We start from the raw sequence: 22,285 nt of genomic DNA, 5'->3' as shown, positions 1-22,285 counted from the left end.
ATGGGCTATCAGGTCACCACCTGGTAGCACGGTACATATGCCGCGCCGCCGGGCAGCTTCATCCGGTGCTGGTCGACGAAGGCCTGCAACAGCCGGCCCAGTGGGTCCAGCACGGCGCTGTCGCCACGGATCTGGTACGGCCCGTGCTCCTCGATCAGGCGGATGCCCTTGTCTTTCACGTTACCCGCAACAATGCCGGAAAACGCCCGGCGCAGGTTGGCTGCCAGTTCATGGGGCGGCAGCTCGCGGCGCAGGTCCAGCTCGGCCATGGCCTGGTGAGTCGGGTCGAACGGGCGCTGGAAGCTCTCCTCGATCTTCAGCAGCCAGTTGAAGTGGAAGGCATCGTTACGCTCGCGGCGGAACTGCTTGACCTCTTTGAGCCCTTCGACCATGTGCCGGGCAACTTCCGCCGGGTCGTCGATGATGATTTCGTACAGCCGGTGCGCCGCTTCACCCAAGGTTGCGCCGACAAAGGCATGCAACTGCTGCAGGTAAGGCTCGGCACTGCGCGGGCCGGTGAGTACCACCGGGAACGGCAGGTTGTGGTTGTCCGGGTGCATGAGGATGCCGAGCAGGTACAGGAACTCCTCGGCCGTGCCGGCACCGCCTGGGAAGATGATGATGCCGTGGCCGACACGTACGAAGGCTTCCAGGCGCTTCTCGATGTCCGGCAGGATCACCAGTTCGTTGACGATAGGGTTGGGCGCTTCGGCGGCGATGATGCCCGGTTCGGTCAGGCCCAGGTAACGGCTGCCGTGCATGCGCTGCTTGGCGTGGGCGATGGTGGCGCCCTTCATCGGCCCCTTCATCACGCCAGGGCCGCAGCCGGTGCAGACGTCCAGTTTACGCAGGCCAAGCTCGTGGCCGACCTTCTTGGTGTACTGGTATTCCTCGGTGCTGATCGAGTGGCCGCCCCAGCACACCACCATTTTCGGCTCCACGCCCGGGCGCAGGGTGCGCGCGTTGCGCAGCAGGTGGAAGACGTAGTCGGTGATGCCCTGGGAGCTTTCCAGGTCGATGCGCTGGCTGGCCAGTTCGCTTTCGGTGTAGACGATATCGCGCAGGGCGCTGAACAGCATTTCACGGGTGCTGGCGATCATTTCGCCATCGACGAAAGCGTCGGCCGGGGCATTCAAGAGCTCCAGGCGAACACCGCGGTCTTGTTGGTGGATTTTTACCTCGAAGTCCTTGTAGGCCTCGAGAATGGTCTTGGCATTGTCGACATGGGCGCCGGTGTTGAGGATGGCCAGGGCGCACTGGCGGAACAGGGTGTAAAGGCTACCGGTACCGACTTCACTCAGTTGCTGCACTTCACGTTGTGACAGCGTTTCCAGGCTGCCTTTGGGGCTGACGGATGCATTGATGACATTGCGTTGAGGCATCTAAGTCTTTCCTGTGCGGGTAAAACATCCTTCTTTGACAACACCATACCGAGAAATGTGGGCGGCAACGAGAGGGCTAGTGAAAAAGCTTGAGGCCGGGTTGGCTTCTTCGCGTTTTTACCCGCGAAAAAGCCAACCCGGCCTCAAGTCAGCCCAACAGCTTCTGCACGCCGAGTGTAATCGCCAAACCACCCCCGACCAGCCACAGGTTGAGAATCGCCCCGGTCGCCAGCGCCTTCGGCCCAGCCTGGCGGATCTGGCTGAAGCGGGTTTCCATCCCCAGTGCCGTCATGGCCATGGTCAGGGCAAAGGTGTCCAGGCTGTTCACCGCCTGGGTCACGCTACCAGGCAGCACCTGCAACGAGTTCACCAACACCAGCGCGAGGAAGCCGAAGGCGAACCAGGGCATGGCGATACGCCCATTGCCCTGCGCTTGGCCGGCTTTGCGCGAACGGCTGATCCACAGGCCTACCACCAACAATACCGGCACCAGCAACATGACCCGGGTCATCTTGACGATGGTTGCGATATGGGTGGCTTCAGGGCTTACGTTACTGGCGGCGCCAACCACCTGGGCCACTTCATGAACAGTGCCGCCCAGGAACAACCCGGCCCCCATCGTGTCGAGGTGCAGCCAGCCGGCGTTGATGGCCAGCGGGTACAGGAACATCGACAAGGTGCCGAACAGCACCACGCTACCGACTGCCATGGCGCTCTTGTGCGGGGCACTGCGCAGTGCCGATTCGAAGGCCAGCACCGCAGCGGCGCCGCAGATGGCGCTACCGGCGGCCGTCAGCAAGGCGGTATCGCGGTCCAGCTTGAACAGTTTCATGCCGCACCACAGGCCGATCAACAGCGTGCTAGATACCACCAGCAGCGACACGATAAGCCCCGACCAGCCGACTTCGGCGATCTCCTGCAGGCTAACGCGCAGGCCAAAGAAGGCCACGGCGATGCGCAACAGGCCGCGCGCAGAAAAGTTGATACCCGCCGCCCAGCTAGCCGGTACGCCGTCACGCAGCGCGTTGCCATACAGCGCACCGGCGACAATACCGACGATCAGCGGGCTGATGCCCAGGTTGGCGATGGCGGGCATGGCGGCCAGCTGAGTGACCGCGAGCGCGAACAACGCCACGAACAGGATGCCATTGAGCCGCCCTCGGGTAGAGAGGGTAGGTGCAAAAGCAGGGTTGGACGGAACCGTGGCCATGTGAGTCCTCCGGAAAGGTGTTTCGACAAGGCCTACGTTAATCTGGTTATAAGCTTATAAAAAATCGTAATTTAGGATGGCAAATATCCGAATAGCTGATATTTTTTATTCATGACCCCAGAACAGCTGATAACGTTCGCCACCGTTGCCGAGCATGGCAACATCAGCCATGCGGCCCAGGCCCTGCATCTGTCGCAGCCGGCGGTGTCCGGCCAGCTCAAGCTGTTGCAGGAGGCGTTTGGCGAGCCGCTCTATCAACGTGCCGGCCGTGGTGTACGGTTGACGGCGGCTGGCGAGCAACTGCTGGCCCATGCCGAGCGCCTGCGTGAAACCTTTCGTCAGGCGCAGGCGCTGCGCGAAGCCATGCGCGGGCTGGAGCGCGGGACCTTGCGCATCGGTGCCAGCACCACGCCGGCCAGCTACCTGCTGCCTTACTTGATTGCCGATTTCCACGGGCGCTATCCAGACGTGCTGGTCAGCACTTCACATGGCAACACGGCGGAAATTGTTGCCGCCCTGGACAGTGTCGATATCGCCCTGATCGAAGGACCGCCGGGACAGGAGCTGCCGCTGGGCACGGAAGTGACGGCATGGCGTGAGGACGAGATCGTAGCCATCGTGCCACGGGGTCACCCCTTGGCTGGCAGTGATCAGCAGACGCTCGCGTCACTGGGAGCCTGCCCATTGGTGCTGCGCGAAAGCGGCTCGGGTGTGCGGCAAATCGTCGAGCGGGCGTTTGCCCGTGAGGGTGTGGCGATGCGCGTGGCGCTGGAGATTGCCGGGGTAGAAGGGGTAAAGGAGGCGGTGCGGGCCGGGATGGGGGTTGGCTTTGTGTCGGCGATGTCCATTCGCCATGAAGATGGGGCGCTGCACCGGCTGCAGGTTACGCCGCAGGCGCTGGTGCGGCGGTTTTCCATTCTGGTGCCGCATGCGGCCACCCCGTCACGGGCGGCCGCGCGGTTTCTTGAGTTGTGTGTTGATCTGTGAGGGACCGAAACGGGTGAAGTCTATTCACCTTGAAGATCTTTCTGTATTAGGTGGGGGACGTGCTGCCAGGTCCCGAAGTCCGCTACCTGATAGCACCATCACGAGGGTCGATGCCACCAGGTAGCCTGTCAAAAATGTCAGTGTTCACAGCACCCGTATCTATTTAAGGTGAAGGCATACGGTGCTTGAAATCTGGAGTAGTTTACGATGGAGTGCAGTCTTCTAAAGGCTGGGTTACAGAATCTCCCGAGTCATGGTCAACCCTACGCGCCTTACGGTTTTTCCAGTGAGTCATACCATTCGCCCATTGTCGGATTCGTCGGCCAGTGCCGTGACGCGGTAAGTGGCTTGATTCGTTTAGGAAATGGTCGGCGTATGTACAGTCCCTCCGTCTGTCGTTTTACCAGTCCTGATAGCTTGAGCCCGTTTGGAGGCGGCGGAGTCAATGCGTACGCCTATTGCGCTGGCGATCCAGTGAATTATGTCGATCCTTCTGGACAAAGCAGGTACGGTGCTTCGGCGCAAGCACGCATAGATCGTCATATTCTGGATGGTCGAGCCTTGGGGGCTGCAAAGCTCCCGAAGAGTTTGCGCCCTCAGCTTGAGCATTTCAGGCTAGCGGCTAGAAAAATGAACGGAGGCAACGTTCCGGGTGACGCTGTTGTTGCGCGGTTATATAAGAAACAAAATCCACACAATGCGTACAATCGTTGGGACCTCAAGTACTCGTTTGAGACGAGTAGCTTCACTGCGGATTTTGTGTATGGGAATGCTATTGTATCTTTGCCGGCTGGTAAGTATGCGGTGAGCAGGGATGTCTTTATCTTGGGTGTTGGGGGTTACCAGCCTGCTCGCGGGCTCAAAAATTATAAAACTTATGAGGTTGGTAAAGAAAGTCTGGAGGTTTTTTATCTTCCCGCCGCTCAGCACGAAAGACCGTCTCTTGCAAACTCTGCATGGCCAGAAGTCTGGAAAGAAATGTGGGACATACGTTGTCTAAGGGAAATTGACAAGTTTGATAGTGTGCTTGAAAGGTACAGTCCACCAGCAGCTCCATCGCCTCCCCCTCGACGTCCTTAACCAGAAACGCTTGCCTTCTCGCCTACATGGAAGAAGCGCGGCATGCGTTGAGCCGCGCTAAAAAGTTGTTCAATGCGCGCATCGGCTGGTATTCGCTTGCTCAGCAGATGCCTTGCGCGCTTCCAACCCTTCCAGGCTCTTGACGAACAGGAACTGCGACAGCCAGGTTGACCCAGTCGCTGCCTGCCAGGCGGGTGCTGCCCAGGTGGGTGAAGGCAAACGGCGCCACCAACGCGGCCACCCCAACGTTCTGCCAGAAGGCCACCTGCGTGGCGTTCATGCTCGAACCGTTGCGACGGTTGGCCACGGTCAGCAGGGCGAACGCCAAGCCCCAGTGCAGGCCGATGGTGCCTTTGTCCAGCAGGTCGAAAGTCGGTACCACCAACACAAGGCCGGCGGTAACCATCTTGCGGGCGACGTGTGCTTGCTTGCTCGCGATATCGGCAGTTGCCTTGCTACGCCGCGTTACTCTTCGCCGTAGTTCATGATCGACAACAGGCGGATGGGCACCTGCACCAGCTGTTCGGGGCCATGCGGGGTTTCACCGTCGAAGGTCAGGCTGTCGCCGGCATGCATGTGATAGAGCTGGTTGCCATGGCGGTACACCAGTTCGCCTTCCAGCAGGTGGAGGAATTCGGTGCCCGGGTGGGCGAAGGTCGGGAACTCTTCGCTGGCGTCATCCATGCTCACCATGTACGCCTCGAAGTTCTTTTTCGGCCCCCTGGCGTGATTGAGCAAATGGTAGGTGTGGCCCTTCTCGGTGCCGCGGCGCACCACCTCCAGCCCTTCGCCGGCCTTCACCAGCAAGGCATTGCCGTCGGGCTGGTCATATTGGCTGAACAGCTTGGCCATCGGCATGCCCAGTACATCGCACAGGCGGCTGAGGGTGTCGAGGCTGGTGGACACCTGGGCGTTCTCGATCTTGCTCAGCATGCCTTGGCTGATGCCGGCGATGCGCGCCACGTCGGCGAGCTTGAGGGACTGGGCCTGGCGCTGGCGCTTGATCTGCAGGCCTAGGTACTGCTCCAGGCGAAGGCGCGGTTCGGTTTCGGTCGACATCGAATGTCCTGCACGGTTTCAGTTCAAGAATAAAGATTTCGCACTGGGAAAGTGCGAAAAGCAGCTGCGTTGACTGCTTCTTTCCTCGGGTGAAAACAAGTTTCCCATAAATAGAGCATAAATATCAGCCTGGGTTTTGAGTGGCCTGTGCGGGCCTCATCGCGGGCAAGCCCGCTCCTACAGGGGCTGCGGTGCATTTTTGCAGGAGCGGGCTTACCCGCGATGAGGCCAGATCAGGCGATACACAAGGGCGCTGTGGACAGAGTTGGCAAGTGCATTGCATTCCTGTGAGGAAAGTAAGTTTCTCGTGCGGAATCATTGCCCCTTACCCAGGAGTGTTCAACCCATGTTGCCAGCAGAAACCCAGCGCACCCTCGACCAGCACGGCATCAAGTACGTGCTGGCGCAGTTCGTCGATATTCATGGCTCGGCGAAGACCAAATCGGTGCCGGTCTCGGGCCTGAAGATGGTGGCCGAGGAGGGCGCCGGCTTTGCCGGGTTCGCCATCTGCGGCATGGGCATGGAGCCGCACGGCCCGGACTTCATGGCCCGTGGCGACCTTTCCACCTTGATCCCGGTACCGTGGCAGCCGGGGTACGGCCGGGTGGTGTGCGTGGGGCATGTCAACGGCCAGCCCTGGCCTTACGACAGCCGCTATGTGTTGCAACAACAGGTGCAACGCCTGGCCGACAAGGGCTGGACCTTGAACACCGGCCTGGAGCCGGAATTCAGCCTGTTCCGCCGTGACGAAGGCGGCAAGCTGCAACTGGTGGATGCCTCCGACAACCTCGACAAGCCCTGCTACGACTACAAGGGCCTGTCGCGCTCGCGGCTGTTTCTCGAGCGCCTGACCGAGGCCCTGCAACCGGTAGGCTTCGACATCTACCAGATCGACCACGAAGACGCCAACGGCCAGTTCGAGATCAACTACACCTACAGCGACGCCATGGAGTCGGCCGACCGCTTTACCTTCTTCCGCATGGCCGCCGGTGAAATCGCCAACGACCTGGGGATGATCTGCTCGTTCATGCCCAAGCCCGACCCCAAGCGTGCCGGCAATGGCATGCACTTCCACCTCTCGCTGGCCAGCCGCACCAACAAGAACCTGTTCCACGACGCGTCCGACAGCAGCGGCATGGGCCTGTCGAAGCTGGCCTACCACTTTGCCGCAGGCTTGATGGCCCACGGCCCGGCGTTGTGTGCCTTTGCGGCGCCAACGGTCAACTCCTACAAGCGGCTGGTGGTGGGGCGTTCCTTGTCGGGTTCGACGTGGGCGCCGGCCTTCGTGGCCTGGGGTGCCAACAACCGTTCGGCGATGGTGCGCATCCCGTATGGCCGCCTGGAGTTCCGTCTGCCGGACGCCGGTTGCAACCCGTACCTGGTTACCGCCGCGATCATCGCCGCCGGGCTCGATGGCATCGACCGCCAGTTGGAGCCGGGCGAGATGTGCAACGAGAACCTTTACAACCTCAGCCTCGAAGAAATTGCTGCACGCGGCATCAAGACCCTGCCGCAATCGCTGAAGGAAGCCGCCGACGCGCTCGAAGCCGACCCGTTGTTCCGCGAGGTGTTGGGCGCCGAGATTGTCGACGAGTTCATCAAGCTCAAGCGCATGGAGTGGGTGGAGTACTGCCGCCATGTCTCCGACTGGGAAATCCAGCGTTACACCGAGTTCTTCTGACCGCCCCAATCCCCTGGGCGGCCAATACGACAGCGACCGCCCACTGCCTAGTAAGGAGCATCACCATGTGTGGAATCGTAGGTCTGTACCTGAAAAAGCCCGAGCTGGAGGCCCAGCTTGGCAAACTCTTCGAACCCATGCTCGAAGCCATGACCGACCGTGGCCCGGACAGCGCAGGCTTTGCCATCTACGGCGACGAGGTGGCGGATGGCTGGGTCAAGCTGACCCTGCAAGCCACGGATATCAACTACGACTGGGCCACCCTGATGGGCCAGCTGGAGGGGCGCCTGGGCTGCTCGCTTGACGGGTTCCAGAATGCCAGCGCGGCGGTACTCAAAGTGCATACCAGCGAAGCGGCTGCCCGCCAGGCACTGAGCGAACTGGCCCCGGCCGTGCGCATCATGAGCGCCGGGCAAAGCATCGAAATCCTCAAGGGTATGGGCCTGCCGGCTGAAATCTCCAGCCGTTTCGGCCTGGCCGGCATGAAGGGCAGCCACATCATTGGCCATACCCGCATGGCCACCGAAAGCGCCGTGACCATGGAAGGCAGCCACCCGTTTTCCACCGGTGCCGACCTGTGCCTTGTGCACAACGGCTCGCTGTCCAACCACTTCCGCCTGCGCCAGGAACTGAAGCGCGAAGGCATCAGTTTCGAAACCGATAACGACACCGAAGTGGCCGCCGGCTACCTGACCTGGCGCCTGCAGCAGGGCGATACCCTGGCCCAGGCCCTGGATGGCGCGCTGGAAGACCTGGACGGCTTCTTCACCTTCGCCATCGGCACCCGCAACGGCTTTGCCGTGATCCGCGACCCGATTGCCTGCAAGCCGGCAGTGCTAGCCGAGACCGAAGACTACGTGGCCATGGCCTCGGAATACCAGGCACTGGCCAGCCTGCCGGGTATCGAGCATGCCAAGGTCTGGGAGCCGGCTCCGGCCACCCTGTACGTCTGGGAGCGCGAAAGCGCCTGACCTGCCACCGAACCTCTGGAGAACCTTATGAAAACGATCGACCTTTCCAGCACTTCGGTGCGCGTGCTCAACCAGTCCCTGCACGGTGAGGTGCAAGACCACGAATGGCGGGTGACCCACCCCGACGGCAAACACAACCTGGCCGTGGGCATCAACGCGGCCGTGGCGGTGGATATCGAGGGCCACGCCGGTTACTACTGCGCCGGCATGAACCAGCAGGCTAGCGTGACCGTGCATGGCAACGTGGGCGTGGGCGTGGCCGAAAACATGATGTCTGGCTCGGTGCGGGTCAAGGGCAGTGCCTCCCAGGCCGCTGGCGCCACCGCCCATGGCGGGCTGCTGGTGATCGAGGGTGATGCCGGTGCCCGTTGCGGCATTTCCATGAAAGGCGTGGACATCGTGGTGGGCGGCAGCATCGGCCACATGAGCTGTTTCATGGGCCAGGCCGGGCGCCTGGTGGTGTGTGGTGATGCCGGCGATGCGTTGGGCGACTCGCTGTACGAGGTGCAGATTTACGTCAAAGGCTCGGTGCAGTCGCTGGGCTCGGACTGCATCGAAAAAGAAATGCGCGCCGAGCACCTTACAGCGTTGCAGGAGCTGCTGAACAAGGCAGGCCTGGAGCACAAGGCCGCCGATTTCAAACGCTACGGCTCGGCCCGCCAGCTGTACAACTTCAAAGTCGACAACGCCAGCGCGTACTGATCCAGGAGCATTGCCATGAGCGAACAATTCCCCCCGGTACTGCGTGAGTCGGCCACCTTCGATCGCCTGACCATCCAGGAAATTCAGCGTGCCGCCGAAACCGGCATCTACGACATTCGCGGTGGTGGCACCAAACGCCGTGTGCCGCACTTCGACGACCTGTTGCTGCTGGGTGCCAGCGTGTCGCGCTACCCGCTGGAAGGCTACCGCGAGAAGTGCGGCACCGATGTGGTGCTGGGCAACCGGTTTGCGAAAAAGCCGATCCACCTGAAAATCCCGGTGACCATCGCCGGCATGAGCTTCGGCGCGCTGTCGGCCAATGCCAAGGAAGCGCTGGGCCGTGGTGCGACCATCGCCGGCACCAGCACCACCACCGGCGACGGCGGCATGACCCCGGAAGAACGCGGCCAGTCGCAGCACCTGGTGTACCAGTACCTGCCGTCGCGCTATGGCATGAACCCGGATGACCTGCGCAAGGCCGATGCTATCGAGATCGTCCTCGGCCAGGGCGCCAAGCCGGGCGGTGGCGGCATGCTGTTGGGCATGAAAGTCACCGAACGGGTGGCCGGCATGCGCACCTTGCCGATTGGTGTCGACCAGCGCAGCGCCTGCCGCCACCCGGACTGGACCGGGCCGGACGACCTGGCGATCAAGATTGCCGAGATCCGTGAAATCACTGACTGGGAAAAGCCCATCTACGTGAAAATCGGCGCCAGCCGCCCGTACTACGACGTCAAGCTGGCAGTGAAGGCCGGTGCCGATGTGATCGTGCTCGACGGCATGCAGGGGGGGACTGCGGCGACGCAGGAAGTGTTCATCGAACACGTCGGCATCCCGATTCTGCCGGCCATTCCGCAGGCAGTGCAGGCCCTTCAGGAAATGGGCATGCACCGCAAGGTGCAGCTGATTGTATCGGGTGGCATTCGCAACGGTGCCGACGTGGCCAAGGCCATGGCACTGGGCGCCGATGCGGTGGCCATTGGTACGGCGGCGTTGATCGCCCTGGGTGACAACCACCCGCGACTGGACAGCGAACTGAAGAAGATTGGCTCGGCGGCCGGCTTCTATGACGACTGGCAGAACGGTCGCGACCCGGCCGGCATCACCACCCAGGACCCGGAGCTGGCCAAGCGCCTGAACCCGGAAGAGGCCGGGCGCCGATTGGCCAACTACCTGCGCGTACTGGTGCTGGAAGCGCAGACCATGGCACGGGCGTGTGGCAAGTCGCACCTGCACAACCTGGACCCGGAGGACCTGGTGGCGTTGACCGTGGAAGCGGCGGCGATGGCACGGGTGCCGCTGGCGGGGACTGCGTGGGTACCGGGCCAGGCGCAGTACTGATCTACCCCGACACCGCCGGCTGCCAGCCGGCGGTTTTCATTGCACAGGAGTGACTCCATGAAGCTTGCCCTTGCTGTTGTGCTGTTCGCACTGACACCGCTGGCCTATGCCGCGGAACCCACCCTGGACACCGGCAACACCGCCTGGATGATCTGCGCCGCGATGTTCGTGCTGATGATGTGCATACCCGGCCTGGCGCTGTTCTACGGTGGCATGGTACGGGCGAAGAACTTCCTTTCGGTGTTCACCCAACTGTTTGCCGTAGCGGGTGTGATCGGCATCCTTTGGGTGCTGTTTGGCTACAGCCTGGTGGTCGACACCACGGGTATGGTCGAGGGGCAGTTGACCTTCAACAGCTTCATCGGCGGCCTGGACAAGGCGCTGATGCTGAACATCGGCCACGACAGCCTGGTGGGCACGATCCCGGAAGGTGTGTTCGCGGTGTTCCAGCTGACGTTCGCCATCATCACCCCAGCGCTGATTGCCGGTGGTTTTGCCGAGCGCATGAAGTTCAGTGCGTCGTTGCTGTTCATGGGGGCCTGGTTCGTGCCGTGACCCGGCTGAAACAGGCATTGGGGTATGACGACAGCCTGGACGTGTTCGGGCTGCATGGCGTGGGCGGGATGGTCGGTGCGATTCTGACCGGGGTGTTTGCTGCACCGGGGTTGGGCGGTTATGTAGAGGGCGTATCGCCGATAGGGCAGGCGCTGGTGCAGTTGAAGGGGGTGGCGTTCACCTTCGTCTACTGCTTCGTGGTGAGCTGGGCGATTCTTGGGGCCGTCAAGCTGACCGTGGGCCTGCGGGCCAGTCGGGAAGAGGAAGAGCAGGGGCTGGACCTGGCGGAGCACAATGAGCGGGCGTACAACCTCTGATGGCAAGTGGTCTGTGCTGGCCTCTTCGCGGGGTTGCCCGCGAAGAGGCCAGCACAGGCTGAATCAGTGCCCCATGGCCAACTTGGCACTGATCTGCCGACGACGGTAGGCACTGTCACGCGAAGCCAGCCACCAGTACAGCGGCGAGGTAATCGCCAAGCCCACCAGCCAGGACAGGTCAGCCCCGTTGATGTGCTCGGAAATCGGCCCGACATACAGCGGCGTGTTCATGAACGGGATCTGCACCACGATGCCCACGGCATAGGCGATCAGCGCCTGCGGGTTGTAACGGCCGTAGATACCGCCATCGACCTGGAAGATCGACTGGATGTCGTAGTCCCCCTTGTGAATCGCGTAGAAGTCGATCAGGTTGATCGCCGTCCATGGCACCAGCACCACCAACAGCACCAGCACCATGTCGACGAAGTGGCCGATGAAGTCTGCCGAGGCGAACACCGCCACCACACAGCAGGCCGACAGCACGATCAGCGAAAGTATCGCGCGGCTCTTGGCGGTCGGGATCCAGCGGTAGGCGAAGGTTTGCACCAGGGTGATGATCGACAGCACAGCACCATACAGGTTGAGGGCGTTGTGGCTGATGACACTGAGCAGGAACAGCACCAGCATGACCGGGCCAAGGGTGCCGGTGGCCAGCTTGACCGCGTCCATGGTGTCCATGCCGGCCGGGATCGCCAGTACCGCCACGGCGCCGAAGATGAACGACAGGCTCGAACCCAGGGCCGAGCCCAGGTAGGTGGTCCAGAAGGTCGAGCTGACTTTCACATCCGCCGGCAGGTAGCGGGAGTAGTCCGACACATAGGGCGCAAAGGCGATCTGCCACAGCGCCGCGAGCGACACGGTGGCCAGCCAGCCGGCCAGGTTGAAGCCGCCGCGGGTTAGGAAGTCGTCGCTTTGCACATGGGTGAAGATGTAGCCGAAGCCCACCACGATGCCGATGCCCAGCACCCAGGTGCCGATACGGTTGAGCACGTGGATGAAGCGGTAGCCGATGATGCCGATGATGCCCGAGCCCAGCGCACCGATGACGATGCCCACCGGTACCGGTACGGCGTCGACCACGCCATGCAGCGACTTGCCGGCGAGCACGATGTTGGAGGCGAAGAAACCGATATACATGACCCCGGCGATCACCACCACCAGCAGCGCGCCAAGGGTACCGAACTGGGCGCGGCTCTGGATCATCTGCGGGATGCCCATTTGCGGGCCCTGGGCCGAGTGCAGTGCCATCAACACACCACCAACCAGGTGGCCGACCAGGATGGCGATGATGCCCCACACCAGGTTCAGGTGGAACAACTGCACGCCCAGCGCGCCGGTAACGATGGGCAACGGCGCGATGTTGCCGCCGAACCACAGTGTGAACAGATCCCTTACCTTTCCGTGGCGGTCTTGCGGCGGTACGTAGCCGATCGTGTGTTTTTCTATGAGGGGTGCCGAATTGGCTGCACTGGTCATGACTGACTCCAAGGCAAGGTAGGGCATCGGGAACTGCCCGGGGGCGTGCCGGCGAAGGGCGACGCGTTCTTGTTGGAGGGATGATGCGGGGCGCGGGGATAACGAGAAATTAGTAAATATGTACCCATAAACCTTAAAAAACCTAAGGCTGACAAAAGCTTAAGCGGTGGACGGTAGCAAGGAGGGTGCCAGTTGGCGGGAGGGCTTGTAGTAGAGGGGGGTGTGGTCTGGCGGGTTGATTGTAGTGGGCTGTGCTGGTGCGCTGCGCCCGTTTTCAGGGCGCTGGCAAAACAGCTACATCGGCAACAACCGATCCTGAATCACCTCTTTCATCACCAAGGTCGAACTTAACCGCTTCACATTGGGAATGCTGGTCAGCTTCTCGTCATACAGCTTCTGAAACGCCGGCAAGTCCTTTGCCACCACGTGCAGCAGGTAGTCCGGGTCACCGAACAGCCGCTGCGCCTCGACAATCTGCGGGATCTCGGCCACTGCCGCTTCAAAGTCCGCCACCGGCTGGCGGGTGACTTCGCGCAGGGTCACGAATACCAGCGCGGCAAAGTTCAGCCCCACAGCGCTCGGCGCCAGGCGGGCGTGATAGCCCAGAATCGCCCCGGACGCCTCCAGTGCCTTCAGGCGCCGATGGCAGGGCGAGAGGCTGAGCCCCACGCGATCGGCCAGTTCGGTCACCGAGAGGCGACCGTCTTTTTGTAGCTCGGCAAGAATCTTTCGATCGGTCCTATCCATTGAGAAGGATCTTCCAGTAATTGAACCACGAAGGGGAATATACGAAAGAAAATCCCTGAGCGGAATCCGTAATCTTTCGACATCCCAAGGCAGTGGAAAAAGGAAGATTCAAGTGGCTATCAGTGTTCTGACGGCATTCTGGGCCGTGTCGATGCTGTTCGTGATTACCCCGGGGGCAGACTGGGCCTACGCTATTTCGGCGGGCATGCGCGGGCGCTGGGTGATGCCGGCGGTGGCGGGCATGCTGTCGGGGCATTTCCTGGCCACCCTGGTGGTGGCGGCTGGGGTCGGCAGCCTGCTGGCCGGCCACCCGTTGGCGCTGACCTTGCTGACCCTGGCAGGGTGCAGCTACCTGTTGTGGTTGGGCGGCAACCTGTTGCTGAGCCCGGCATTACCCGAGGCCGGGCAGGGCGGTGTGGGAGAATCGGGCTCGCGCTGGGCGTTGAAGGGTTTTTGCGTCAGCGGGTTGAACCCGAAAGTGTTCCTGCTGTTCCTGGCCCTGTTGCCGCAGTTCACCGACCCGCAGTCAAGCTGGCCGGTGCCGTTGCAGATTTTGCTGCTGGGCCTGGTGCACCTGTGCAGCTCGCTGGTGATCTATTCGTTGGTCGGCTATGGCGCCAAGGCGGTGCTGAGCACCCGGCCGGGGGCGGCCAGGCTGGTCGGGCGGGTGTCGGGGGTGGCGATGATCACGGTGGCCTTGGGCTTGATAGTGGGGCAGATCAACTGAGTTCACCGGTTTCAAAAGGCTTCAGATAAACTCGCAGCAGTCCACAGCACAACCAGGATGTGCCCGATGCCCGAGACAACCCAACTGTTAACGTTTGCCCTGATCTGCCTCGGCATGGTGCTGACCCCGGGGCCGAACATGATTTACCTGATTTCCCGCTCGATCTGCCAGGGGCGCAAGGCCGGCTTGATTTCCCTTGGCGGCGTAGCGCTGGGTTTCGTCATCTACATGTTCTGCGCTGCACTGGGCATCACCGCCCTGGTGATGGCTGTGCCTTTTGCCTACGATGCGCTGCGCATTGGTGGCGCGCTGTACCTGCTGTACCTGGCCTGGCAAGCGCTGCGCCCGGGCGGTCGCTCCCCGTTCCAGGTCAAGGACCTGCCGGCGGACAGCCCGCGCCGGCTGTTCACCATGGGCTTTGCCACCAGCCTGCTGAACCCCAAGATCGCCGTCATGTACCTGTCGTTGATGCCGCAGTTCATCGAGCCAGGGCATGGCAGCGTGCTGCTGCAGTCGCTGGTGCTGGGGTCGACGCAGATCGCCATCAGCGTTTCGGTCAATGCACTGATCGCAGTCATGGCCGGGTCGATCGCCGTATTCCTCGCCGGTCGCCCGTTGTGGCAGCAGGTTCAGCGCTGGCTGATGGGGACGGTGCTGGCGGGCCTGGCCGTGCGAATGCTGGCCGAAGGGCGGCGCTGATCGCTAGGCCTCAGGCGGCGGCTCCTGGGGCAGGTACAAGGTAAAAGTGGTGCCCTGGCCCGGCACACTGTTCACCTGCACATCGCCCCCGGACTGCTTGGCAAAACCGAACACCTGCGACAGCCCGAGCCCGGTGCCTTCACCCGGTGCCTTGGTGGTGAAGAACGGGTCGAAGATGCGCTCCAGCAGTTCGGCGGCAATGCCGACACCGCTGTCGCTCACCGAAATCGCCGCGAACTGGCCCGGCTGTGGCGCCTGGCCACGCAGGGTGGGCAGGTGCTGGTCGGCCTGCAGGCGCAGCTGCAAGGTGCCTTCGCCGGCCATGGCATCGCGGCCGTTGAGCATCAGGTTGATTACCGCGGTTTCCAGCTGGTTGAGGTCGGCACGGATATGGCAAGGCGCCTGCGGCAACTGCAGCTCGACCTGGATCCGCGCACCGGTGGCCGTGTCGAGCATGTCGGCCATGGCTTCCAGTCGTGGCCCGACCTCGAACACTTGCGGGCTCAGGGCCTGGCGGCGGGCGAAGGCCAGCAACTGACCGGTCAGCCTGGTACCGCGGTCAACGGTGTCGGACATGGTTTTGAGGTAGCGCTCTCGACGCTGTGCGTCGAGGTTGGGGCGCTGCAGAAAATGCAGCGATGAGCGAATGATGGTCAGCAGGTTGTTGAAGTCATGGGCCACGCCGCCTGTCAGTTGGCCGATGGCTTCGAGCTTCTGGGCCTGGCGCAGCACGGCTTCTGTGTGTAGCAACTGGCTGGTGCGTTCATCCACGCGCTGTTCGAGGGTGGCATTCAGCGCCTCCAGTGCCGCCATGGCCTCACGCACTTCGGCGTGGGCCTTTACCCGCTGGACATGCGCCCAGGAGCGCTCGGTGACTTCGCTGATCAGTGCCTGTTCATAGTGGGTCCACTCCCGTGGCGCCTTGTCGTGGATGGCCATCAGCGCGGTCAGCCGGCCGCCTTTGATCAGGGGCATGCAAATAGTCGCGGTAATGCCGATGGCCTGGAAGGTGGCAGCTTCCTCCGGGGACAGCTCGCTCAGGTTGTCCCGGATGACCAACGGCAGGCCACTGCGCAGGCGGCCGACCGCCAGCTTGCCGAAATCCTCCAACCGATAGCGGCCCAACAGATGCGGCGAGCCTGGCGCCACGGCGTCACCGCAGATGGTGAAACCGTCCTCGTCGGGCTCCATCACCGCATAGGCGCAACTCGACAGTTGCAGGTGTTCGACCAGCAGGCGCGTGGTAGTGGCAAGGATCTGGTCCGGGGCGGTGGCGTCGGCCACGGCACGGCCCAGGTCGTCGAGGAATTTCAGGCGCTGGTTGGCGAGCACGCTGGCGGTGGTTTCGGTGACTGTATCGAGCATGCCCAGCACCTTGCCGTCGTGGTCACGGATGGGGCTGTAGCAGAAGGTGAAATAGGCCCGTTCGGGGCTGCCGTTGCGGTCGATGACGAGCGGGAAGTCTTCGATGTACACCGCCTCGCCGGCCAGGGCGCGGTTGGCCATGTGGCCGATGTCGGCCCAGGCTTCCTGCCACACGGCGCGGAAGGGGATGCCCAATGCCGAAGGCTTCTGCCCGAGAATCTGCGAAAAGGCGTCGTTGTGCAGGGTGAGCAGGTCTGGCCCCCAAAGCACGGCTTGCGGGAAGCGCGAGGCCAGGCACAGGGCCAGGCTGGTTTTCAGCGGGTCGGGCCAGTGCTGCAGCGGGCCCAGTGTGGTGGCGGCCCAGTCGTGGTTGCGGATGCGCTCGGCCATCAGCCCGCCGCCGTCTAGCCATTTTGCCATTTGCTCTGCTGGTCCTTTTGCGTAAGGCCTTAAGGGGGCATCCAGAATAGACGTTTGGCGAGAATTTTTGGTGGCTTGCCGGCGATAGGGCCGATACAGGCTAGCGAATGAAGTGCACCTTGCCAGTGTCGTCATTGCCCATGTAGATGCCATAAACACCGGCCTGTCGTTCGAGGATATAGCGCTCGAGAATCTGCCGGATTGCCGGATAGTAGATCTCGTCCCACGGGATCTCGTCCGGTTCGAAAAACTTGTACGCCAGCGTCTCGGCCCCGTACTGCCCGGTTTCTTCGATGACGATGGCGCGGAAGATGATATACACCTCGCTGATTTTCGGCACGCTGAAGATCGAATAAGGCGAAACGATGTCGGCACGTACGCCGCTTTCTTCCCACACCTCGCGCAGCGCCGCCTGCTCGGTGGTTTCGCCGGCTTCCATGAAACCAGCCGGCAAGGTCCAGGTACCCGGGCGCGGGGGGATGGCGCGCTGGCACAGCAGGTACTTGCCATCGCGCTCGATGATGCAGCCGGCGATGATCTTCGGGTTCACGTAGTGGACGTAACCGCAGCCGTTACAGTGCAGGCGTTCGTGGGTATCGCCTGTGGGAACGCCCCGGGCCAGTTCCGTGGTGCAGTGCGGGCAGTAGCGCGGGGCGTTGGGCATGATCAGCGGCCTATGCGGTTCTTATATACGTGGATCCTTCAGGGCCAGGGGCTCGACCATGTCGCGCACCTTGGCGTTGTCATCCTGCTTTTGACGCAGGTAGTCCAGCGCTACCTTGGCGGCAGCGCGGACGTGGTCGACAGAGGCCTGGTGGGCCACCAGCGGGTCGCCGCCCTTGATCGCCTCGACGATCTTTTCCATTTCGCGGTTGCTGGCGCCACGGCGGTTTTCCTGCGACACCGAGGTGGCACGCAGGTAGCTGATGCGCGCCTGCAACTGGCGCAGCTGCTGGGCCGCCACCTGGTTACCGGAGCCTTCCAGCAGCACATCGTAGAAACCTTGAACCGAGTCCAGCACCTGTTGCAGTTCGCCTTCTTCGAGGGCCTCGCGGTTGACCTCCAGCGCACGTTCCAGGGCACGGATGTCCTTGGCTTTGGCGTTGAGGGTGAACAACTGCACGATCAGCCCTTCGAGCACGCAACGCAGCTCGTAGATGTCGCGGGCATCTTCCAGGGTAATAATGGCTACACGCGGGCCCTTGGCGTCGGCGAATTCCACCAGGCCTTCGGATTCCAGATGTCGCAGCGCTTCGCGCACCGAGGTACGGCTGACCCCAAGGCGGTCGCAGAGGTCACGCTCGACCAGGCGGTCGCCTGGCAGCAGGTGGAAGTTCATGATCGCGGCGCGCAGCTTGTCGAGCACGATTTCGCGCAGGGTAACGGGGTTGCGGTTGACCTTGAAGCTGTCGTCGAGTGGCTGGCGTTTCATCAGGTGCGCTCTTTATGAGGCTGTTGCGCCAACATCGCGGAATACCCCGAACCGAGGCGTTCCATGCAGTGGTTCGAACAGCCCGTTGTTAACGGGTTGGCTCCGCATCGGCTTCGGCAAACGCTTCACGGGCCAGGCGGAAGCTGTCCACCGCCGCGGGTACGCCGCAGTAAATGCCGACCTGGAGCAGGATTTCGCGAATCTGTTCACGGCTCAAGCCATTGCGCAGTGCGCCCCGAATGTGCAGCTTGAGTTCGTGGGGCCGGTTGAGCGCGGAAATCATGGCCAAGTTTATCATGCTGCGCTCTTTGAGCGACAAGCCTTCGCGGCCCCAGACGTGGCCCCAGCAGTATTCGGTGACCAGTTCCTGCAAAGGCTGGGTGAACGCGTCGGCGTTCTGGATCGAGCGGTTGACGTAGTCCTCGCCCAGCACCTGGGTGCGGATGGCCAGGCCTTTCTCGTACTTTTCGTTGCTCATCTGCAGTACTCCGGAATAAAACAGGGGCCGCAACCGAGGGTGAGACGATGAGCGCGGCCCCTAAAAGGGTGATCAGCCAAGCGGGGGCAGGGCGCCCAGCTTGCCTTTGTGGTACACCATCGGCGTTGCCGGCTGCTCGGGCAGCACCAGGTTTTTCACAGCGCCCACGATGATCGCGTGGTCCCCGCCGTCATACTCGCGCCACAGTTCGCACTCGATGATCGCCGTAGCCTTGGCCAGCAGCGGGTTGCCCAGCTCGCTCAGGTGCCAGTCGATGCCTTTGGCCTTGTCCTTGCCCTTGCCGGCGAAGGCATAGGCTTCGGCGGTCTGGTCGGCGGACAGCAGGTGGATCGCAAACTGCTTGCTGTCGCGCAGGATCGGGTAGGTGTCGGAGGCGTAGTTGGGGCAGAACAGCACCAGCGCCGGGTCGATCGACAGCGCGCTGAAGGCGCTGGCGGTGATGCCGACGATGGCGCCGTCGGCGTCCAGGGTGGTGACTACCGTGACGCCGGACGGGAAGGAGCCCATCACGTCTTTGTAGATGCCGGGTTCGATCATCTCGTGTTCCTCTTAGCGCATCACGAACGGGTCGGGCATCGGCGCGGTGGACAGGTTGATCCACACGGTCTTCAGCTCGGTATAGGCCAGCACCGAATCGATGCCGCTCTCGCGGCCGTAGCCGCTGTTCTTGAAGCCGCCGATCGGCGCCATGGCCGACACGGCGCGGTAGGTGTTGACCCAGATGATCCCCGAGCGCACGTCGCGGGCCAGGCGGTGGGCACGGCCCAGGTCGCGGGTCCAGATGCCGGCGGCAAGGCCGAACTGCGAGTCGTTGGCGATTTCCAGTGCCTCTTCTTCGGTCTTGAAGCGGATCACCGCAGCAACCGGGCCGAACACCTCTTCCTGCATGATGGTCATCGCGTTGCTGTCGCACTCGAACAGGGTCGGCTCGTAGAACCAGCCGTCACCTTCGACCTCGGCACGCTTGCCGCCCATGTGCAGCTTGGCGCCTTCGGCCTTGGCTGCAGCGACCAGGCCTTCAACCACCGCAAGTTGTTGCGCGGTGGCCATGGGGCCCATTTCGCTGGCGTCGTCCTGCGGGTTGCCGATGCGGATGCGCTTGGCGCGGGCGATCAGGCGTTCGACGAACACGTCGAAGATTTCGTCCTGTACCAGCAGGCGCGAACCGGCCACGCAGCTTTGGCCGGAGGCGGCATAGATGCCGGCCACGGCGCCATTGATGGCGCTGTCCAGGTCGGCGTCGGCAAAGATGATGTTCGGCGACTTGCCACCCAGTTCCAGCGACAGCTTGGCAAAGTTTTCGGCGCTGCTGCGCACCACATGGCGCGCGGTGGCGGCGCCGCCGGTGAAGGCGATCTTGCGCACCAGCGGGTGGCGGGTCAGCGCCGCGCCGGTGCTTGGGCCGTAACCGGTGACCACGTTGACCACACCGGCCGGGAAACCGGCCTCAAGGGCCAGGCGGGCCAGTTCGAGGATGGTCGCCGAGGCGTGCTCGGACGGTTTGAGCACGATGGTGTTGCCGGCGGCCAGGGCCGGGGCCAGCTTGATCGCGGTGAGGTACAGCGGGCTGTTCCACGGGATGATGCCGGCCACTACGCCGATCGGCTCGTGCACGGTGTAGGCGAACAGGTCGGGCTTGTCCAACGGCAGGGTGCCGCCTTCGAGCTTGTCGGCAAGGCCCGCAGTGTAGTGGAAGAACTCTGGCAGGTAGCCCACCTGGCCGCGGGTTTCGCGGATCAGCTTGCCGTTGTCGCGGCTTTCCAGCTGGGCTAGGTGCTCCTTGTTTTCGGCAATCAGGTCGCCCAGGCGACGCAGCAGCTTGCCGCGCGCGGTAGCGGTGATGCTACGCCATTCCTTGCTGTCGAAGGCACGCTGGGCGGCCTGCACCGCCAGTTCGACGTCGGCTTCATCGGCGTCGGGCAGTTGCGCCCAGGCCTGAGCGGTGGCCGGGTTGAGGCTGTCGAAGGTCTTGCCGCTCTGGGCATCGCGCCATTGGCCGTCGATGCACATCTGGAAACGAACGAGGGTCATGCAACAATCCCCTTGGCGGATTCGGTGAGGGTGCGGGCTTGCGCGAGGAAGTCCAGCAGCATCTTGTTGACTTCACGCGGGGCTTCTACCGGCATCATATGCCGTTGCTCGGCGAGGACCACACTGTGCGCCCCAGGAATGCTGGCGGCGAGCTGGCGGGTCATGGCCGGGGTCGAGCCCGAGTCGAGTTCGCCGGTGGCGATCAGCGTCGGCACCTGGATGCTGCCCAGGTCGTTGGCGCGGTACATGTCTTGGGTGGCGAACAGCGAATAGGTGGTGTGGTAGCCCTGCGGGTCGTTGCTCGCCAGCACCTGGCGGATGGCGGCGACCTGCGCCGGGTTGGCAGCCTTGTATTCACGGCTGAACCAGCGGTCCAGGGCGGCGTCGACGTTGGCGTCGGGGCCCAGCTGCGCAGCCTGGGCGGCGCGGGCAATAACGCCGGCGCTCTGCTCGGGGGTGCGGTTGAACACGCTGTTGAGTACCACCAGTGCTGCCAGGCGTTGCGGGTAGTTCAGGGCAAATGCACGGGCAACCAGGCCGCCCATGGAGAAGCCGATCACGGTGGCTTGTGTGATTTGCAGGTGGTCAAGCAGTTCGGCGAGCTGGGCGGCATAGCCTTCCAGGCCGATGTCGGCAGCCGGCAGGGCGCTTTGGCCGTGGCCGAGCATGTCGTAGACGATGACGCGGTAGTCGTTGGCCAGGCCAACGATCTGACCGCCCCACATTTCCTTGTTCAGGCCCACGCCGTGGATCAATACCACGGGTTGGCCCTGGCCGACGGACAGGTAGCTGGTGCCGGCAGGGGTGTGTTCAGCGACAGGCTGAATCATGGAGGGCGCTCCTTGAAGGTCGGGCGCGGCGGGTAAGCACGCCACGCCCCGGCCCCGTTTTGGTTGTTGTTATTGAGCGTTGGCTTTTTCGGCAGCCAGTTCTTCCAGGTCGATGTAGCGGTTGCCGATGCGCGGGTGCAGGCGGCCGCCGTCGGCAGCGCCCAGAACCACGACGATTTCATCGGCACGCGGGGCGTCTTCGATCTGCATTTCCAGGGTGATGTAGTGCGAACGCAGGCCTTCGTCGTCCTTCTGCATCATCGGGATCTGGATCGAGGTGCCTGGGCCGCCACGTTTGTTGGTGAAGCTCAGATAGCTCTTGGCCTGTACCGCTTCGCGGTAGTGGTTGCCGAAGCGCAGGGTGTGGATCACCGCCGAGGCGTGCTCGATTTCGCCATCGGCGCCCACTACTGCAGCTTTACCGTAGGCTTCGATCTTGTCGGCACCGCCGATGGCGGCAGTCAGGCGCTCGACCATCAGGGCACCCAGGTCCGAGCAGTTGGCGCGGATTTCCGGCTTCAGATCTTCAACGAAACCGCGACCGGCCCATGGGTTCTTGATCACGACGGCCAGGCCGACCATGGTCACCGGCTTGTCGGTGGCCTTGCCGCCTTCGATGCGGGTCTCTTCGGAGTAGGTGACGATCTTGCGGATTTCGAAACTCATGGGTGGCTCCTGGTGAGGGTTATCAGCTCTTGTTGTCTGATGGTATACCATAATATTTGTAGTGCAAGAGGGGGCTGAACATTTCTCTTGCTGGGAGACGAAAGGTGG

The 22,285-nt window shown here is 62.6% G+C and carries 22 protein-coding genes and 2 pseudogenes; 10 read left to right on the top strand and 14 right to left on the bottom strand.

Annotated features, from left to right (window positions below; all coding sequences use genetic code 11):
* Positions 1-8 precede the first annotated feature (8 nt).
* Positions 9-1,382: a nucleotide 5'-monophosphate nucleosidase PpnN gene (ppnN, locus tag D8767_RS17380; protein WP_016715692.1), complete on the bottom strand. Its 1,374-nt coding sequence runs from the start codon at positions 1,380-1,382 to the stop codon at positions 9-11.
* Positions 1,383-1,530: 148 nt separating this feature from the next.
* A complete protein-coding gene (locus D8767_RS17375) occupies positions 1,531-2,592 on the bottom strand; it encodes a YeiH family protein (RefSeq protein WP_016715693.1) in 1,062 nt (353 codons plus the stop codon).
* A 111-nt stretch (positions 2,593-2,703) separates the two neighbouring features.
* Here D8767_RS17375 and D8767_RS17370 point away from each other — a divergent pair, with 111 nt between their 5' ends.
* From D8767_RS17370 to D8767_RS17365, 3 genes and pseudogenes are all read left to right on the top strand, one after another.
* A complete protein-coding gene (locus D8767_RS17370) occupies positions 2,704-3,579 on the top strand; it encodes a LysR family transcriptional regulator (RefSeq protein WP_028699616.1) in 876 nt (291 codons plus the stop codon).
* Between the two features lie 207 nt (positions 3,580-3,786).
* A pseudogene (locus tag D8767_RS29680) lies at positions 3,787-4,020 on the top strand (RHS repeat-associated core domain-containing protein); the annotation flags it as partial.
* A gap of 33 nt (positions 4,021-4,053) precedes the next feature.
* The gene (locus D8767_RS17365; RefSeq protein ID WP_230852993.1) at positions 4,054-4,659 is read left to right on the top strand and encodes a hypothetical protein; all 606 of its coding nucleotides are present in this window, start codon (positions 4,054-4,056) and stop codon (positions 4,657-4,659) included.
* A 100-nt stretch (positions 4,660-4,759) separates the two neighbouring features.
* On the opposite strand, the gene D8767_RS17360 is transcribed toward D8767_RS17365, so the two are convergent.
* Together D8767_RS17360 and D8767_RS17355 are read right to left on the bottom strand one after the other, a co-directional pair.
* Positions 4,760-5,065, bottom strand: coding sequence for a hypothetical protein (locus D8767_RS17360; RefSeq protein WP_028699614.1), 306 nt, complete (start codon positions 5,063-5,065; stop codon positions 4,760-4,762).
* A 59-nt stretch (positions 5,066-5,124) separates the two neighbouring features.
* Entirely contained in the window at positions 5,125-5,718 is a 594-nt protein-coding gene (locus D8767_RS17355; RefSeq protein ID WP_016715694.1) for a cupin domain-containing protein, read from the bottom strand.
* A gap of 346 nt (positions 5,719-6,064) precedes the next feature.
* On the opposite strand from D8767_RS17355, the gene glnT reads away from it, so the two are divergent.
* The 5 genes and pseudogenes from glnT (at position 6,065) to D8767_RS17330 (ending at position 11,285) form a co-directional block, all read left to right on the top strand.
* Positions 6,065-7,399: a type III glutamate--ammonia ligase gene (glnT, locus tag D8767_RS17350; protein ID WP_016715695.1), complete on the top strand. Its 1,335-nt coding sequence runs from the start codon at positions 6,065-6,067 to the stop codon at positions 7,397-7,399.
* A gap of 65 nt (positions 7,400-7,464) precedes the next feature.
* A complete protein-coding gene (locus D8767_RS17345; protein ID WP_016715696.1) occupies positions 7,465-8,370 on the top strand; it encodes a glutamine amidotransferase family protein in 906 nt (301 codons plus the stop codon).
* A 27-nt stretch (positions 8,371-8,397) separates the two neighbouring features.
* Positions 8,398-9,072: a protein glxC gene (locus tag D8767_RS17340; protein WP_025754498.1), complete on the top strand. Its 675-nt coding sequence runs from the start codon at positions 8,398-8,400 to the stop codon at positions 9,070-9,072.
* A gap of 15 nt (positions 9,073-9,087) precedes the next feature.
* Entirely contained in the window at positions 9,088-10,413 is a 1,326-nt protein-coding gene (locus tag D8767_RS17335; RefSeq protein ID WP_016715698.1) for an FMN-binding glutamate synthase family protein, read from the top strand.
* A gap of 57 nt (positions 10,414-10,470) precedes the next feature.
* A pseudogene (locus D8767_RS17330) lies at positions 10,471-11,285 on the top strand (ammonium transporter).
* Positions 11,286-11,348: 63 nt separating this feature from the next.
* Here the strand turns inward: D8767_RS17330 and D8767_RS17325 are convergent.
* Complete coding sequence (locus D8767_RS17325) at positions 11,349-12,761, bottom strand: cytosine permease (RefSeq protein WP_016715699.1); 1,413 nt, start codon at positions 12,759-12,761, stop codon at positions 11,349-11,351.
* 294 nt (positions 12,762-13,055) lie between these two features.
* Positions 13,056-13,508: an Lrp/AsnC family transcriptional regulator gene (locus D8767_RS17320; protein WP_016715700.1), complete on the bottom strand. Its 453-nt coding sequence runs from the start codon at positions 13,506-13,508 to the stop codon at positions 13,056-13,058.
* Positions 13,509-13,620: 112 nt separating this feature from the next.
* Here D8767_RS17320 and D8767_RS17315 point away from each other — a divergent pair, with 112 nt between their 5' ends.
* Both D8767_RS17315 and D8767_RS17310 read left to right on the top strand, forming a co-directional pair.
* A complete protein-coding gene (locus D8767_RS17315) occupies positions 13,621-14,235 on the top strand; it encodes a LysE family translocator (protein WP_016715701.1) in 615 nt (204 codons plus the stop codon).
* Between the two features lie 66 nt (positions 14,236-14,301).
* A complete protein-coding gene (locus D8767_RS17310) occupies positions 14,302-14,934 on the top strand; it encodes a LysE family translocator (RefSeq protein WP_016715702.1) in 633 nt (210 codons plus the stop codon).
* A 3-nt stretch (positions 14,935-14,937) separates the two neighbouring features.
* Here the strand turns inward: D8767_RS17310 and D8767_RS17305 are convergent, their stop codons facing one another.
* The 8 genes from D8767_RS17305 to D8767_RS17270 all read right to left on the bottom strand — a co-directional run bounded on the left by D8767_RS17305 (position 14,938) and on the right by D8767_RS17270 (position 22,177).
* Positions 14,938-16,719, bottom strand: coding sequence for an ATP-binding protein (locus D8767_RS17305; RefSeq protein ID WP_016715703.1), 1,782 nt, complete (start codon positions 16,717-16,719; stop codon positions 14,938-14,940).
* Between the two features lie 100 nt (positions 16,720-16,819).
* Positions 16,820-17,383, bottom strand: coding sequence for an NUDIX hydrolase (locus D8767_RS17300; RefSeq protein ID WP_016715704.1), 564 nt, complete (start codon positions 17,381-17,383; stop codon positions 16,820-16,822).
* A 21-nt stretch (positions 17,384-17,404) separates the two neighbouring features.
* Positions 17,405-18,151 (bottom strand): GntR family transcriptional regulator, encoded by a 747-nt coding sequence (locus D8767_RS17295; protein ID WP_016715705.1) that lies wholly within the window; start codon positions 18,149-18,151, stop codon positions 17,405-17,407.
* 88 nt (positions 18,152-18,239) lie between these two features.
* Complete coding sequence (locus D8767_RS17290) at positions 18,240-18,629, bottom strand: carboxymuconolactone decarboxylase family protein (protein ID WP_016715706.1); 390 nt, start codon at positions 18,627-18,629, stop codon at positions 18,240-18,242.
* Between the two features lie 72 nt (positions 18,630-18,701).
* The gene (locus D8767_RS17285; protein ID WP_016715707.1) at positions 18,702-19,187 is read right to left on the bottom strand and encodes a flavin reductase family protein; all 486 of its coding nucleotides are present in this window, start codon (positions 19,185-19,187) and stop codon (positions 18,702-18,704) included.
* Between the two features lie 12 nt (positions 19,188-19,199).
* Positions 19,200-20,681, bottom strand: a complete 1,482-nt coding sequence (locus D8767_RS17280) for an aldehyde dehydrogenase (protein WP_016715708.1) — start codon at positions 20,679-20,681, stop codon at positions 19,200-19,202.
* Entirely contained in the window at positions 20,678-21,511 is an 834-nt protein-coding gene (locus D8767_RS17275; RefSeq protein WP_016715709.1) for an alpha/beta fold hydrolase, read from the bottom strand. The genes D8767_RS17280 and D8767_RS17275 overlap by 4 nt, the downstream gene beginning before the upstream one ends.
* A gap of 69 nt (positions 21,512-21,580) precedes the next feature.
* Positions 21,581-22,177, bottom strand: a complete 597-nt coding sequence (locus D8767_RS17270; protein ID WP_016715710.1) for an amino acid synthesis family protein — start codon at positions 22,175-22,177, stop codon at positions 21,581-21,583.
* Positions 22,178-22,285: the final 108 nt, after the last annotated feature.

The organism is Pseudomonas sp. LTGT-11-2Z (assembly GCF_003691445.1).
GTDB classification, from domain to species: Bacteria; Pseudomonadota; Gammaproteobacteria; order Pseudomonadales; family Pseudomonadaceae; genus Aquipseudomonas; species Aquipseudomonas monteilii.
The sequence above is the reverse complement of the archived record's forward strand: the minus strand, read 5'-3'. Positions and strand labels throughout refer to the sequence as shown.

Bases quoted from the DNA above. Each gene is read 5' to 3' on its own strand.
- ppnN (WP_016715692.1), bottom strand. From the start codon at position 1,382: ATGCCTCAACGCAATGTCATCAATGCATCCGTCAGCCCCAAAGGCAGC.
- D8767_RS17375 (WP_016715693.1), bottom strand. From the start codon at position 2,592: ATGGCCACGGTTCCGTCCAACCCTGCTTTTGCACCTACCCTCTCTACC.
- D8767_RS17370 (WP_028699616.1), top strand. From the start codon at position 2,704: ATGACCCCAGAACAGCTGATAACGTTCGCCACCGTTGCCGAGCATGGC.
- D8767_RS17360 (WP_028699614.1), bottom strand. From the start codon at position 5,065: ATGGTTACCGCCGGCCTTGTGTTGGTGGTACCGACTTTCGACCTGCTG.
- D8767_RS17355 (WP_016715694.1), bottom strand. From the start codon at position 5,718: ATGTCGACCGAAACCGAACCGCGCCTTCGCCTGGAGCAGTACCTAGGC.
- glnT (WP_016715695.1), top strand. From the start codon at position 6,065: ATGTTGCCAGCAGAAACCCAGCGCACCCTCGACCAGCACGGCATCAAG.
- D8767_RS17345 (WP_016715696.1), top strand. From the start codon at position 7,465: ATGTGTGGAATCGTAGGTCTGTACCTGAAAAAGCCCGAGCTGGAGGCC.
- D8767_RS17340 (WP_025754498.1), top strand. From the start codon at position 8,398: ATGAAAACGATCGACCTTTCCAGCACTTCGGTGCGCGTGCTCAACCAG.
- D8767_RS17335 (WP_016715698.1), top strand. From the start codon at position 9,088: ATGAGCGAACAATTCCCCCCGGTACTGCGTGAGTCGGCCACCTTCGAT.
- D8767_RS17325 (WP_016715699.1), bottom strand. From the start codon at position 12,761: ATGACCAGTGCAGCCAATTCGGCACCCCTCATAGAAAAACACACGATC.
- D8767_RS17320 (WP_016715700.1), bottom strand. From the start codon at position 13,508: ATGGATAGGACCGATCGAAAGATTCTTGCCGAGCTACAAAAAGACGGT.
- D8767_RS17310 (WP_016715702.1), top strand. From the start codon at position 14,302: ATGCCCGAGACAACCCAACTGTTAACGTTTGCCCTGATCTGCCTCGGC.
- D8767_RS17305 (WP_016715703.1), bottom strand. From the start codon at position 16,719: ATGGCAAAATGGCTAGACGGCGGCGGGCTGATGGCCGAGCGCATCCGC.
- D8767_RS17300 (WP_016715704.1), bottom strand. From the start codon at position 17,383: ATGCCCAACGCCCCGCGCTACTGCCCGCACTGCACCACGGAACTGGCC.
- D8767_RS17295 (WP_016715705.1), bottom strand. From the start codon at position 18,151: ATGAAACGCCAGCCACTCGACGACAGCTTCAAGGTCAACCGCAACCCC.
- D8767_RS17290 (WP_016715706.1), bottom strand. From the start codon at position 18,629: ATGAGCAACGAAAAGTACGAGAAAGGCCTGGCCATCCGCACCCAGGTG.
- D8767_RS17285 (WP_016715707.1), bottom strand. From the start codon at position 19,187: ATGATCGAACCCGGCATCTACAAAGACGTGATGGGCTCCTTCCCGTCC.
- D8767_RS17280 (WP_016715708.1), bottom strand. From the start codon at position 20,681: ATGACCCTCGTTCGTTTCCAGATGTGCATCGACGGCCAATGGCGCGAT.
- D8767_RS17275 (WP_016715709.1), bottom strand. From the start codon at position 21,511: ATGATTCAGCCTGTCGCTGAACACACCCCTGCCGGCACCAGCTACCTG.
- D8767_RS17270 (WP_016715710.1), bottom strand. From the start codon at position 22,177: ATGAGTTTCGAAATCCGCAAGATCGTCACCTACTCCGAAGAGACCCGC.